Origin of the sequence: Pseudomonas mandelii (assembly GCF_024138395.1) — a bacterium.
GTDB lineage: Bacteria > Pseudomonadota > Gammaproteobacteria > Pseudomonadales > Pseudomonadaceae > Aquipseudomonas > Aquipseudomonas mandelii_E.
In genome coordinates this window covers 34,838-49,741 of the sequence record NZ_JAMYDU010000016.1, presented here as the reverse complement: position 1 = coordinate 49,741, position 14,904 = coordinate 34,838, and the positions used below count along the sequence as shown (strand labels likewise).

At 56.2% G+C, this 14,904-nt stretch carries 7 protein-coding genes; 3 read left to right on the top strand and 4 right to left on the bottom strand.

The window, feature by feature from the left end:
- The first annotated feature begins 56 nt into the window (after positions 1–56).
- Positions 57–1,352: a phosphoribosylamine--glycine ligase gene (purD, locus tag NHU87_RS20620; protein ID WP_253552090.1), complete on the top strand. Its 1,296-nt coding sequence runs from the start codon at positions 57–59 to the stop codon at positions 1,350–1,352.
- 99 nt (positions 1,353–1,451) lie between these two features.
- Positions 1,452–4,226, top strand: coding sequence for a hybrid sensor histidine kinase/response regulator (locus NHU87_RS20615; RefSeq protein WP_253552088.1), 2,775 nt, complete (start codon positions 1,452–1,454; stop codon positions 4,224–4,226).
- 28 nt (positions 4,227–4,254) lie between these two features.
- On the opposite strand, the gene NHU87_RS20610 is transcribed toward NHU87_RS20615, so the two are convergent.
- The 3 genes from NHU87_RS20610 to NHU87_RS20600 all read right to left on the bottom strand — a co-directional run bounded on the left by NHU87_RS20610 (position 4,255) and on the right by NHU87_RS20600 (position 6,476).
- Positions 4,255–4,893 carry a hypothetical protein gene (locus NHU87_RS20610; RefSeq protein WP_253552086.1) on the bottom strand — a complete coding sequence of 213 codons (639 nt, stop codon included), beginning with the start codon at positions 4,891–4,893 and terminating at the stop codon, positions 4,255–4,257.
- A complete protein-coding gene (locus NHU87_RS20605; RefSeq protein WP_253552084.1) occupies positions 4,890–5,618 on the bottom strand; it encodes a hypothetical protein in 729 nt (242 codons plus the stop codon). Before NHU87_RS20605 ends, NHU87_RS20610 begins: the two co-directional genes overlap by 4 nt.
- Before the next feature lie 66 nt (positions 5,619–5,684).
- Positions 5,685–6,476 carry a hypothetical protein gene (locus NHU87_RS20600; protein ID WP_253552082.1) on the bottom strand — a complete coding sequence of 264 codons (792 nt, stop codon included), beginning with the start codon at positions 6,474–6,476 and terminating at the stop codon, positions 5,685–5,687.
- A 266-nt stretch (positions 6,477–6,742) separates the two neighbouring features.
- Between NHU87_RS20600 and NHU87_RS20595 the strand changes: the two genes are divergently transcribed.
- Positions 6,743–7,339, top strand: a complete 597-nt coding sequence (locus NHU87_RS20595; protein WP_253552080.1) for a MarC family protein — start codon at positions 6,743–6,745, stop codon at positions 7,337–7,339.
- 63 nt (positions 7,340–7,402) lie between these two features.
- On the opposite strand, the gene NHU87_RS20590 is transcribed toward NHU87_RS20595, so the two are convergent.
- Positions 7,403–14,488 carry a TcdA/TcdB pore-forming domain-containing protein gene (locus tag NHU87_RS20590; protein ID WP_253552078.1) on the bottom strand — a complete coding sequence of 2,362 codons (7,086 nt, stop codon included), beginning with the start codon at positions 14,486–14,488 and terminating at the stop codon, positions 7,403–7,405.
- Positions 14,489–14,904 lie beyond the last annotated feature (416 nt).

The window sequence follows — 14,904 nt, the reverse complement described above, 5'->3', positions numbered from 1 at the left end:
CAGTGCATGGGAACGATCAGTCCCCACAGAATTAGCGTCATCCGAGGTTTTTTGAAATGAATGTTTTGATCATTGGCAGCGGTGGCCGTGAACACGCCCTGGCCTGGAAAGTGGCTCAGGATCCGCGCGTGCAGAAAGTTTTCGTGGCCCCGGGCAACGCCGGCACCGCCATTGAAGCCAAGTGCGAGAACGTCGCCATCGACGTGCTCGCCCTCGAGCAGCTTGCAGATTTCGCGGAGAAGAACGTTTCCCTGACCATCGTCGGCCCGGAAGTGCCGCTGGTCGCCGGTGTCGTCGATCTGTTCCGCTCCCGTGGTCTGGATTGCTTCGGCCCGACCGCTGGCGCTGCTCAGCTGGAAGGTTCGAAAGCCTTCACCAAAGACTTCCTGGCGCGCCACAAGATCCCGACCGCCGACTACCAGAACTTCACCGAGATCGAGCCGGCCCTGTCTTATCTGCGTGAAAAAGGCGCACCGATCGTGATCAAGGCCGATGGCCTGGCCGCCGGCAAAGGCGTGATCGTCGCCATGACCCTGGGCGAAGCCGAAGACGCGGTGCGCGACATGCTCGCAGGTAACGCGTTTGGCGACGCCGGTTCCCGCGTGGTGATCGAAGAGTTCCTGGACGGCGAAGAAGCCAGCTTCATCGTCATGGTTGACGGCAAGAACGTATTGCCGATGGCCACCAGCCAGGACCACAAACGCGTCGGCGACGGCGATACCGGCCCGAACACCGGCGGCATGGGCGCTTACTCCCCGGCCCCGGTCGTCACGGCCGAAGTCCATCAGCGGGTCATGGACCTGGTGATCTGGCCGACCGTGCGTGGCATGGCCGATGAAGGTAACGTCTACACCGGCTTCCTCTATGCCGGCCTGATGATCGACAAGGCTGGTAACCCAAAAGTTATCGAGTTCAACTGCCGTTTCGGCGATCCTGAGACCCAACCGGTGATGCTGCGTTTGCAGTCGAGCCTGGTGTTGTTGGTCGAAGCGGCCCTGGCGCAAGCGCTGGACAAGGTCGAAGCGCAATGGGATCCACGTCCAAGCGTCGGCATCGTATTGGCCGCTGGCGGGTACCCGGGTGACTACGCCAAAGGCGTTGCCATCAACGGCCTGGATGCAGCCGCGGCACTGGAAGGCAAAGTCTTCCATGCCGGTACTGCGCTCAAGGACGGTCAAGTGGTGACCGCCGGTGGTCGCGTACTGTGCGCCACCGCCATGGGCACCAGCGTCGATGCAGCCCAGCAGCAGGCTTACAAACTGGCGGCTAAAATCGACTGGGAAGGCTGCTTCTATCGCAAGGACATTGGCTACCGCGCCATTGCCCGCGAGCGTGGCGAAAATCAGGAATAAGCCCTCCATCCGGCCAGGCAAGGGCTTGCGGCCCTTGCCTGACTATTCCGGCGCCGCGCATAGTTATACTCTGGCATCAACCTACGAAGGGATTTCGCCGTGCGCTGGCTCAGGATTGCCATAGGCTTCACCGTCACTCTGCTGACCTTGCTCTGCATGCTCCCGGCCCAGGCCGCGCAAGGCAGTGGCTGGGCGGTATTGCTCGACGAACAGGGCGACCTGCAGCTGAGCGACATCCGCTCCAACCGCTACACCAATCAATTCAGCCCCATCGAACTCGACCGCCTCACCGCGGCCGCGCCCGATGGCGCGCTATGGCTGCGTTTCAGGCTCGCGCCCGGCAAGCATGAACAGTTGCTGCGAGTGTTCGCACCGGACCTGTCGCACCTCAATCTGTATGTGCTCGACGGCGACCAATTGATCGATCAATTGAATACCGGTGGCGGGCAGCTCCAGGCTACGCGCCCCCTCCCCAGCAGCGACTTCATGTTGCCGCTGCCACAAAGCGATAAAACTCTCGACGTCTACCTGCGGTTGGTCTCCGAACACCAGTTGCGGCCTTACATCACCCTGCAATCGGCGGTCATGACCGCGGCCATTCAGTACCAGACGCTGATCTACGGCCTGCTCTTTGGCTGTCTCGGGATGCTGATCCTGCATAACCTGACCCGTTACATCTACACCCGCTCGCGCAGCAGCCTCTGGCTGGCAGCGTGCGAAGGGCTGCTGATGCTCAGCCTGGTGTTGCTGCTGAACCTGGCCCGGCCATGGTTGCCGAACTGGTCCGCCGTGCAAACACCCGGTGCCTACCTCGCGTTGCTGATGACCGCGCCTTGCGGCCTGATGTTCGCCTACCGTTTCTTCGCTCCGCTCGGCCCCCACCCGCTGAACAAGTTGCTGCTGGGGAACATCCTGTTCATCGTGGCCTGCGGCCTGCTGCTGCTGTTCGTCAACACCCTGCCGCTGAACCTGATCACCTATGGGCTGGTTGCCCTGGCAGGCCTGAGCATGTTGTTCGTCAGTGCGCATCACTGGCAAAAAGGTTATCGCCCGGCGCGCCTGTTCGTGGCGGCCATGGTGGTATTCAACCTCGGCACATTGATTATCCTGCCCGCGCTGCAGGGACTGACCCTTGTCGCTCCGCAAGGCCTGATCATTATTTTGCTGGTGTTTATCTGTATCAGTGGCCTGTTGATGAGTATTGCCTTGGGCGAGCGACAGCGAAGCATCACCGAAGACCGTTTCAGCGTCAGTCGCGACCTGGCCGCGAGCAACGCCGAGATCAACGCCAAAGCCGAATTTCTGGCGAAGATCAGCCACGAAATCCGCACCCCGATGAATGGCGTGCTGGGCATGACTGAACTGCTGCTGGGCACACCGCTGTCGGTCAAGCAACGCGACTATGTGCAGACCATCCATAGCGCCGGCAACGAGCTGCTGACACTGATCAACGAAATTCTCGACATCTCCAAACTCGAGTCCGGGCAGATCGAACTGGACGACGTGCAGTTCGACCTCAACGCCCTGATCGAAGATTGCCTGAGCATCTTCCGCGCCAAGGCCGAACAGCAGAACGTCGAGCTGATCAGCTTTATCCAGCCGCAGGTACCACGCGTCATCAGCGGAGACCCGACACGTCTGCGCCAGACCCTGCTGAGCCTGCTGGAAAATGCCCTGAAGAAAACCGACGAAGGCGAGATCCTGATTGTCGTCGCCCTGGATGAGCGCAGCGCCAAACCGCGACTGCGCATCGCCGTGCAGGACAGCGGCCAGCCCATGGAGGCGGAAGAACGCGACGCGCTGATGCATGCCGAACTGCACAGCAAACACTTTCTCTCGGCCACCAGCCTGGGGGGCAATCTTGGGCTGGTCATCGCCCGTCAACTGATCCGTTTGATGCAAGGCGAGTTCGGCATCAAGAGCGGCGCCAACCAGGGCAGCACATTGTGGCTGACCCTGCCACTGGACCCGGACCGTCTCGAACATCCGACCTCGGACCTGGACAGCCCGCTGCAAGGTGCACGCGTACTGGTCGTGGACGACAACGACACCTGCCGCAAGGTGCTGGTGCAGCAGTGCAGCGCCTGGGGCCTGAATGTCAGCGCCGTGCCGTCCGGCAAGGAGGCCCTGGCGCTGCTGCGCACCAAGGCACACTTGCGCGATTACTTCGACGTGGTCCTGCTGGACCAGAACATGCCCGGCATGACCGGCATGCAACTGGCCGCCAAAATCAAGGAAGACCCGAGCCTGAACCACGACATTCTGCTGATCATGCTCACCGGCATCAGCAACGCCCCGAGCAAGATCATCGCGCGCAACTCCGGGATCAAACGCATTCTCGCCAAACCGGTGGCCGGCTATACACTCAAGACCACGCTGGCGGACGAACTGAACCAGCGCAACAAAGGCTTGCCCGTCTCGCAGCAGCTGCCCACCGGCCCTACCCTTCCCGTCAAAGTGCCCAGCGATTTCCGTATTCTGGTGGCCGAAGACAACAGCATCTCGACCAAGGTCATACGCGGCATGCTAGGCAAGCTCAACCTGCAACCGGACACCGCCAGCAATGGCGAAGAAGCCCTGGTGGCGATGAAAGCACAGCGCTACGACCTGGTGCTGATGGACTGTGAAATGCCGATCCTCGACGGCTTCTCCGCCACCCAGCAACTGCGTGCCTGGGAAGTGGGCAACCAGCGGATTCGCACCCCCGTGGTGGCGTTGACCGCACACATCCTTGCCGAGCACAAAGAGCGCGCGCGCCAGGCGGGCATGGACGGGCACATGGCCAAACCGGTCGAGCTGTCGCAACTGCGCGACCTGATCGAGCATTGGGTGGCCGAGCGTGATCAGCAGAACCGTACGGCCTCTACATTCTGAGTAGTGCGTTCTGGAGGACAGACGGCGTTCAGATTTCCAGAGCACTCAGATCCTTGAACGTCTGAGACAACACCGATTGTTTCACCTTGTCCCGGAACTGCGCGTAATAGAGCGTATTGAATGTAATGACAGATATTTGCTCTGTACTGCTTTGCATCAGGTCATCTTGATTGATGAACAGAAATCGCGACGTCTCTCGCCGAAGCTGGAATTGACGGTGATAAATCCCCATTTCGACTCGGTGAGCGTCTTTCTGTACGCAAGGAATCATCTGAAAGAAACCTGCATCCTGCGAAAGGCTCGTCGACTCAAATAGCTCAAGTGCCTGTGTATTCCTCTCCAGCGCTGCCAGAGCACGATTGGCCGGGTCGGAAAAGGCCTCACCAAGACGGGTCGCAATATGTTGCGAAGCAGCCTCCCCCATCGACCCGCCTTGAACGGGCGCTAGCCCTTCCGGACGCGGCACGTCCCAGCCGATGAATTTGAGCGTCTTGCAATAGTAGTCAAACCAATCGCCCGACAAACCGTCGTTGTAGGCAGCCCGGGTGACCCTTTGCGCGTAGATCGTACTCAAGTAAACATCTTCCCTGTGTGACGCGGGCAGACCGGCAGCAAACGCAACGACACCGCCGCCTACCACCGCAGCCTGTGGAACAGAACTCATCATGAGCCAGCCTCCTCGGTGGGCAGAAAGCCCAAAGCATTGATGGCCTCTGTGATATCCACGATGTTGTCGCTCAAAACGCCCTCAACCTTGCGGGCGATCACTTCACGGACGGGGGCGTACAATGTCTCGGACAGGTGCGCATGGAAAAAATGGGCCGAAACGCAGCCCTCCATATCCTCGACATGGAATCGCTGCCCCCAGGGATTGAGGTCAAGCATTTGTCGTGTTTTGAATTGGAGGCAGACGCTGGTCATCGAAGCGTCGTCTTGCGCGACGATTACGAGCAAGCGAACAGGCTTGGACTGCAAGGGGATGTCTGCCGGTTCATCATCGGATTCTTTTTGCACATGCTTGCGCAGCAAACTCACCGAGGGCAAAGAATCGGATAGCTGTGCGATACCCTTCAACAACGCCATCACCAGCCGCGTCTCATCCTCAGCGCTACTTTCCAGTACCGCAGCGATCCATTCAAACGGTGAAGCGGTATCGTCTTTTCCCAGCTGGATATCTTGCCTGCTTCTGGCGCTCGTTAACCAGAAATCACCCAGCACCCCCACATAAGTGTCATACCAATCGACCGCGCTTGTGGCTTCGGTACGTTTATTGGCGACCAGTTGCGCAAGCAGGACTGAATTCATCAGGTCGTTAGTTGCTGGCTCCACTGGATTGCTCGGTAATAAAACGATAGCAGCGGCATTAACAAATACCGAATATTCCCTTGCCATGTAGAACTCCTTCAATAATAGAAAGAAGGGTAGCCGACACGCAGCTACCCTATCGAACGCGCGAGATCAGATCTCGTAGTCTTCGATTTTACTGACCGCATTCATCCCAAGTTTTGTCCGAATCAGGTTTCGGGTCTGATCCGCTATATAGGGAACCTTGCGGAAAACAGATTCACCTTTATACAACTTCACCTCACGACTATCCCAATCCATGAACAGGACTTGGGTCGCTGTGTTTTTTCGAATAAAGCGTACAGTCCCTAGTGCCAGGGTTACCTCACCATTGACTTCGGTACAGGTGCCTGCAGCCATGCCGCCTACGCCATGTTCCAACATATTCTTTTCATACAGCGTTAAAGCCGTTTCTTTCTTTTTCAAGGCGCTAATGGCGTCACCGGCAACCTTCAGCATCAGTGCGGAAGCAGTGCCTGGTACAGCGAGGCCGGCGACCACCGAGCCGAGGATTTCCAGTACCAACTGATCCATCCGAACGGTATTCCCGCTGATATTCACGTCGTTGTAATACTTTTGGCTCGTCAGCCAACCCGCAGAGGTCATCACTTCGACAAATTTGTAGTACCACTCTTTGCCCTGATATTCGTGAGGAAATTGCTTATTCGCGACAAGGCTGGCAAAAAGAAAGGCGTGCATCGCATCTTCCTGATTTTGCGCGGACAGGTTGCCTGTAAAGGACAAAATGCCTTCGCCAACGACAGCCCCCTTCGAAGGCTCTTCAACAACAATCTCACTTGCAGCAAATGCACGAGAACGTACAACAGGCACTTCATCAATCTCGTAACTTTCCAGACGTCTTACACAGGCAGCAACAGTAACGCTATCGATCATATTTACACTCATGAATTTCTCCTTTATTAAATTGAGCAAGCCATTCCATAACTTGCAAAACAACATTATCCAAACAACAAAACACCACAACTCCAAACTTGTAACGCCACATAAGCAAAACCACAACACCTATAAATCCTCAAACAAAAACAACTAATATAAAAACTAAAGCTCAGATTTAATAAAACAAAAAATCAGCTGTTTTCAATCAAATGCCGACAGGTAATTGGCCGACTGATAGACTCCGGTTCGACCCTCTCCTGCCGCGAGCCGAAATCATGCTCCACGTGTTATTCAGCGTTTACCTGAAGATGCTGGTGCTCTACAGCCCGTTCTTCGTGTTGTCCTGTTTCATCAGCCTGACTCGCGGTTATTCGCGCAAGGAGCAACGACGCCTGGCCTGGAAAGTGGCAACCGCCACCCTGGTTTCCAGCGTTTTGCTGTACCTGTTCGGGCGGGTGATTTTCAATGTCTTCGGCATCACCGTGGACGCCTTTCGCATTGGCGCCGGCAGCGTGTTGTTCATCTCGGCACTGGGCATGGCTCAAGGCAAATCGGCGGTGCAGACTGACAACGTGCAACAGGACGTGACTATCGTCCCGCTGACCATTCCGCTGACCGTCGGCCCCGGAACCATCGGTGCGCTGTTGGTGATGGGCGTCAGCCAGCCACACTGGGACGACAAACTCACCGCGATCATCAGTATCGCGCTGGCCAGTTTTACCGTTGGCGTGGTGCTTTATCTGTCCAGCCGCATCGAGCGCATTCTCGGCGATCAGGGATTGCAGATCGTCAGTCGGTTGATGGGGTTGTTTGTTTGTGCGTTGGCGGCGCAGATTATTTTTACCGGGGTTAAAGGGTATCTAGTGCCGTGAATCATCTACTTGCCTGGCCATTCACACACTGAACAGGTCCAATGTGTGAGTGGCTTTCAGAATTCAGCTTCCTGCTGCTTCAACTTTTTTGCCCGACAAAAGCTTATTGAGCAATACGCTACTGAAGGTGTCCTTTCTGGCGAGCAGGGCGCTGACCAGTTTCGATACCGCAAAGGATTGATAGCGACCCAATGCTACAAACACATCTCCGCGCAAGGCTGGGTCCACCGCAAATACCTGACGAAAGATCAAACTGTGTCCGCTGTCGGAATCAACAATCACCAGGTGCTCATCTACCCGGTTCACCCACAACCGATCCACAGCTACGCTATCCCAGATCAGTTTTCCTGGAACCTTAGGCGGATGATCGAGTGAATAGCGGCAATCGATGATGACCGATTCAAGTTTCAACCACGCCGCCCTGGTAAGCCGGCTGGTTATCGAACCTTGACCCATTTTGAGAACCAGGATGCTGACATCATCGGCAATCAACGGGAGTAGGTCCTTGCCCATCATCGGCCCTTCAACCGTTAGTACTTCGTCATTGCGCTGAATATAGACAAAGGGCCCGATCTTGTTTTCTTGCGGATAGGTGTGCACGAAACCATCCGCGTGTTCGTGCAGCATCACATTGGTTTGCTTCTGAGTGCCCAGCAGCGCGTATTGCGCGTCGGTGGCGCTTGTCGGAACCCGGATCAACCGTCCGGTCCGGACCACGTACCATTGCAAGTAGTCAGGGTCTTTGACGCAAAGAAAGTCAGCGCATCGATGTTCGTTCGCCAGCGCCGCCAATCCGTCACGCAATTCACCTCCCTGTGCAGCGACCCAACGGCTGTCAACGCCCGTAATCCGTGCCGGTTCGTTGTGCTGTAGATCCAGCTCCACGCCTTCACGAGTCGTTGCCCTCAGGCCAGCGCCTTCCACCGTCACGTCGACAAAGGTCCAGGACGCCCACTCCTGCATGGGGGCCGGCAATGCCTCAGCCTGTAACAGCTTCGTTCCCTGGGCAAATGCTGCGTCCAGGCGGTCCGGATCGATAAAACCCTGGCGGACAATCTTGCCGGTTGAAAGATCGAACAGCCAGACGGTCTGGGTGTCCGGAGCAATACTCAGCAACCGTACTTCTTTCCCCTGCCCCAGGTCCGCGAGTAGCAGTCGATCATCAAGGTACCAGGCACACAAACCGGCATCGCCCCGTAAGCCTGTCAAACCCAGGATGGCAAAGCTCGACACCGGGTACTGTGTCGCCACCGTGGCGAGTGCAGACCACCATTGGGTTCGATCTTTGAGCCAGGACTCAGTCACCCCGCCCAATCGCAGATGCCCGTCCGGCATCACATTAAAGAACAGGCCGGAGTTGGTCAGCGCAAGATAGCCGCGCTCAACAGCGACAACATTTTTCACCTCCAGAAGACCGAACCCGCTGGAGGTCCACTGCGCGCGACCCTCCACTATCGACCTTTGCTGTCGCACGAGTCTTCGGTCAGTTTTGTCGAAGGTGACAAACACTTCACCCTCGACCCCAGCGGGAGCGATGAGCAGAAGGTCGGCCAAAGCCTTGATCGAATCGTTCCATCCCCGCGAATGGTGACGCCTGGCGGGAGCACGGATGATCAAGCCGTCATAGTCCCTGACCCAGATCAGATCTCGACGCCGGTCATCCAGCTGCCAACAAATCGACACCAGTGCACCGGGACGCCAGTTCACCGTATTCGATGACTCTCTGAGCAACACATAGTCGCCCAGCACCTGCTTCCAGTCAGTCAGCATGTCCGCGTCCAGAACTGGCTGGAGTGCGGGAACCACATCCAGAGTGATCGAACTTAGCCACACCGCACGGTCATGGATCAGGTAGGTCAGTTCCTCATGCTGACCATCATTTCGGAGGATCTGCTGCACGATCTGAACGGCACCATGGGCCGTCACCTCGCATCGGATAATGGTGGCTATGCCCTGCGGGGTGAGGAGACGATAGCGCTGAACCAGCGTGCCAGTGGTCGCGTCGACCTGCCAGACATCAAAACTCTCGGGGTGATAGAAGTAGGCAAAGTCCTCTACCACTACTCCCAATATGGACTCATCGGCCAATATCACTTGCGGATCGCGGATATACAGAAAGCGATCCCGAGCCGAGTCGTAATACGCGGCCACCGTCCTGGGCTCCTCCGGCTTTTCGAATGGAACGACAAATTCATGAACGGGGGTATATGGCATGGCCAGTCGATGTTCCCTGGCCAATGACTTGAAATGATCCAGCAACGCTTGCTCCCCGAGCGCCGGATCGGCATCTTCTTCGACCACCTCCAACCGCAGGGCAACAAGATCAACGCGCATGATCTTGTTGCCAGCCAGCTTGAGCAATACATCGTGAGCGCCTTTGCCACTGAATTTCACACCCAAGGTGTTTGAAACAAGTCGACCCGCGGCTTCTATCAGGATGTCTGCCTCCGCCAGCCACGGAGCCAGCAGCACCCAGCCCATTGCAATGTGACTCGGTGCGTCGAGTTCGAGGCTCACACCCGGGTTGAGCAACACGGAACATTGAGAGCCTGCCCCTTCTATCCGGTAGGAAACCATGCCGTGCCACGCCTTCGGCAGCGCAGGCACCACCAGAGAGCGCTCGATGTTGTCGAGACGAACATTGAAAACCGTTGGCTTGTACACGGGGTACAACCGGTTGACCACGTACTCACCAGGAAACGAGTAGAACGAAAAAAGAAATTGCCATTGCCCCTGTTCGTTCTTTTTCTCCAGCCGGCGTGCCGTGTCGAATCCACCGGCATGACGAAACGTGACAAACGGCAGCAACTTGTATTCGTAGCCGTACCACGTTCTGGGTGTGCAAGGCAGAACGATCGTTTGCCCCGCCTGCGGTGAGAAAGGTGCCGAACCGGGCAATTCAAGACCCTGGCGAATATCGGTGGCACGAGCGTAATCCACATCGAAATCCGGAACCCCAAAATGGTCCCGAAGCGGAAACAGTTTCGGGCTGTCGAAACGGACTGTGGATTGGTGCAAATCCAGATCGGCGAATACCAGCGATGGATGTGCAATCCAGGCATTCGACGCCTTATCCAGGTGATAGCCGCCTTGCAAATAAGCCTTTTCCAGCCCATCAAAAAACAGCGCGACCTCCTTGGCCTCCTCCGCGATGGTGGCAAAACCTTCGGCCAGTGCAGCAACGCCCACCGCCAATCCGCCCAGAATCACCCCGCCGCCGCCCAACACCGCAGCAACCGTACCCGCACCTGCCAGTGCGGCGCCCAGGCCTGCGGCAGCCAATGCCACGCTGGCGGAGTCGAACGCCAACTGCGTCCCGAACTGCGCCTTTTCAATGTCATTGGTTGCGTGGCTCAATTGGTAAATATCAAAGCCGACATTCACCAGTCCCAACACCGTACCCACCCCTTCGTTGGCAATATGCCCCAAGGCTCGTTGCACGAGCGGCGCGCTGGTTCGGGCGATCAGTTTTTCATCGTCCAGTGCCTGGCGAACCAGTTTTACAATGCCAACGACATCCACGACATTGCCATGGGCAAGCTGGGCATAGTTCACATAAGCATGCAGACGAATAGCGGTGGTCAGCGCATTGTCACCACCGCTTGCCGCGCCTTCATGATGTCGCAGCGCATTCATCAAAGCCTGTAGGGTGAAACCGGCATTGAGCGTATGGACACTGCCTGCGTCAGTCGGATCGAACTCGGAGACTGGCGACTGTTGTTTGCTGACCAACGTCTCGAAAAGCCCGGAGAGAAACTCCTTTATCCTGAGAATCCGGTGATCATCCGTCGTGACATGCGCCATGGTCTGCCCAGCCTTGAGATCGACCAGACTGATCTTGTATTCCCCGCCAGGCGTAACCTCCAACGTCTCGAACAACGGGACGGCATCCGCCGATAACTGGTGTCGGGTCTGCAATTGCCTTGTCGCCTGGGCGATCTGCTCTCCCCACCAGTGCGCATCCAGTTCCCGCAAAGAGCTGCCCAGCGCTACATTGTTCACCAGCGATCGTCCACGGGCACTGGCCACACGTTGTCGAACCCGTGACAGCGTTTGTTCAGGCAAAGCGCCTGGCGCGGACAAGCTTGAAACTTCGATACCGGACGCAAGCACCCGCTTGTTCAGGCGTACGGTGTCGAGCTCGATCAGATCAAAGGTCGGCCTCTGCTCATCGCCAAAAGCCGCGTAATGCCTGGCCCTCTGCTTGACGATGAAAAAATGCGTCAATGCGTCATTGAACGCCAGCGGTGTAACAAACTCGCAGATTCCGAAATTCGGGTCGTAGAAAAGATAAATGCTGTGCTCGCCTTCGAAGACTTTCGCCACCAACATCGAGTGGTTGTCCGAGTTGAGCATCATGCTAGTGGTAACTGTCTTCTCTTCCAGCATCGCCACGATCCGAGTCAAATCAGAGCGCTCCAATGATGTCCCTATCTCATCGACAGGGACATCACGCAGCTCTTCGATCATGTTCACAAACACTCTTGAATCCCTGTCCTGGGGTTCAGTGACGGCCAGGTAAAAACGTTCCCGCAGAGTGTTTGCCGCACTGTTGCCTTTATCAAGCGCAGCAGCCATGGCCAGCGCCAATGGGTAACAGCGCCCGGCGACCCGATCGCCCATGCCTTCGAGCAACAAATCCTGTGGCACCATTTTGAAACTGCCATGATCGAAGCTCTCCAGCACTTCGTCCATTTGCTCGCTGATCCAGTCGCGGTATTCGAGTTTCGCCACGTGCTGAATTTTGGCGACCCTGCGCCCCCATTCAATCAGGGTCAGCGACTGGTCGAGCGCCTGCCGCTTGAGGTCGACACTGGTTTCGGACAGGGTTGCGTGCGGGTTGGAAGCACTCGCCAGTCCTGCCAGGAACGCTGGATGGTTTTGCTTGAACAGCTCCTGCTCGATGGCTCCATAACGATGAGAAACGCCCAATTCGGACACCGTATTGGCCAGGTTCTCCAACCGCGCGCTGACAACATCAAAGCTGCGTTGATCCAGTGCCTTTGCCCCCACCAGCGCACCCATCAACAAGCGCTGCAGAGGGTTCAGTTGTTCGACCCGCAAGAATCCCTTGCCTATTTGGCGAAGCAATTCATCGATCGGCAAATCACGAATTGCGGCCTCATCGGGAGACGCCAGCGGCGGGAGTTCAATCTCTTGCGCGAGGATAGATTGCCGCTCATCGAAACCCAGCTGCAGTTGCTGCGTGAACGTTACTACACCATCGGCACGTTGGCTCATTGCCTGCAAAAATGGTTCGCCAAGACTATCCGCCAGGGACTGCAGCAGGTCCGTCGATAACACATGCCGACCTTCGATTACTGGCCAGCCATTGTCGAAAAGGATTGCCTGATTATTGAGTAGCTGGTCCAGTTTGCCGACATAGCGCGCCTTGAACTGCCCCGACTCCCAACGCTGCTTTTCTTTACTCAACCATTGAGCAGTGTTGCTCTCATTCTCCTTCCAGGAGTGGTTCAACTCTTCCTCGGTCGCCCGGTTGACGGTTGCGAGGGGTGGAATAAAGACTTCAGCTCGCGAGGCTTCAGCGCCCCGTGGGGTGAAATGCATCTTTTCGTAGTCCGCCAGTCCGTCGCGCATCGCAGCAGGCCCAGTCAGATAGATCGTCACCTCACTCTGCGGACGGATACCGTCGCTGTAGTACGTAGCGGCAGCCTCAACCAGGAAACTGATCGATATCTCCTCCTGCATCGACAGCTCATTCAAGGGACCGAACCTTTTCTCGACTACCTCCTTGGCCACACCAATGACTGCTTCAGCGTCGATAAGCGCAATCTTTCTTTGAATGGCCAACCGGGCGGTGGCATCGACCACCTCATAGTTGAACCTGAAGCGGTCAAGAACGGCCTTGAGCATCGCGGAGCCAGGATGAGCCATCATGAACGCATTGCTCAACGTGCTTTGCTCGGCGACTGCGCGCAGCCCATCCGGTCGCACCTTGCGCTCCACCGGGCGCCGGAAAACGTCGCTGATATCAGGGCTGCTTTGGGCAAAACGCTCTAGCGCCTCACGGTGTTCCAAGGGAATTTGCTCGACATAACTGGGGTACTTGCTGCGTATAACCTGCCGACCCGGCATCCACTCAGGACTGTGGTCAAGTATCAACTGGAGAACACCCGTGCGGGCATCCAGGCCAAACCGACTGATATCCACCCCACCTAGGTTTTCCACCAGCGGTGGCAGGTTATCCACATCGGCATAGCTACCACCTTCGGCGAACAGCACCTCGGCGCGCACAACATCTGAGGCAGCCGCAAAATTGCCACGCAAGCTGATTTCACGTTCGTAGATAGCTTGCAAGTACAGCGGTGTCGCCGCAGTGGCGAGATCGCGCAGAACAATACCGCCCTCACTTAATGCCAACAGACTGCGGCGGTTGCTTTCCCTCAGGGCTTTTAAACGGTCTTCGTTTTGGCCATAGCCTCGAACCAACAGTCCGATTCTGGCGTCGTCGGCGTTCTCGCCGCTTTCTATCGCTTTATTAATGTGCATAAACATCTGTTGCTTGAGGGCGATGAACCGCTCTTCATACTTGTCGCCCAGTTCAATAGCATTGCTACTGGCCTGCCCACCACTAAGCATGGCATCAGCCTTTACCGCTTCGACAATAATCCGATTGGCTTCGTACGCCAGCAGCGCATCGCTGTCATACCAAAGTTTGAGGGTGTAACCCTCGCCGGCCAGCGTCTGCTTCCAGATATTTATATAGTCGCACTGAACATCTCCAATACCGCCGCCGAGCCAGACGAAGTGCAAATTGTCAGGCACTGGGGTTGCCGGAGTTTGTAATTGCTGAACCCCGTTGGCGAGACGAATCTCGAAACCGTCAAGGCGTTCGTAGATATCTGACAGGTTGGGGGCTGCGCTCTCGGGAAGTGATTCTATGGTTCGCCGCTGTCGGCCGCCAGGCCGGATGAAAGAAGCCAAAACCTGCTTTAACAGGCCGAGCGGTTCCACCAGCCTGGGGGAATCGAGCAAACCGATACAACCGAAGTAATACCTGAAGACGGCGTCGTATTCGGCCGTCCCTTTGTGCGAAATCAATGCGAGTTCAAGGTCAGAAACTTTAAACAGATTAATGAACTTCACGTAGTCCCCCACGTGCGGGGTATAGATATGATTATTAAACAAAATGCTCTCCTGCTATCACTACACGCATATAAATTCTGAAAGCCAGACACACAAAACAGGCAACCCGACTTCAGCAATAAGTTTTATTCCTGTCAGGCGCACAACTACCGTCCGACAATCACGTCAAACATCTCGAATTCATTTCGAACAAAAAGCCAAACAAGCAGGGCAAAGCGAGCGCTTCGCACGAGACAAAACTAAATCGTGCGAACGGGCACTTCAAACGCGAAGAAATTCAATTAATTTCAATACAATAAAACTTATGAAAAAATAAAACTTCGTATTGCATTAGTTACATAAGCGCACACACAAGCCGAAACGCCTGAACCCTGCGACAAACAGGCAACTCTGCCATTCCTGCGCAGACTTGGGCATCTAACTGTAGAAAAGGACTACATGAACAGTGGCAGACGGCA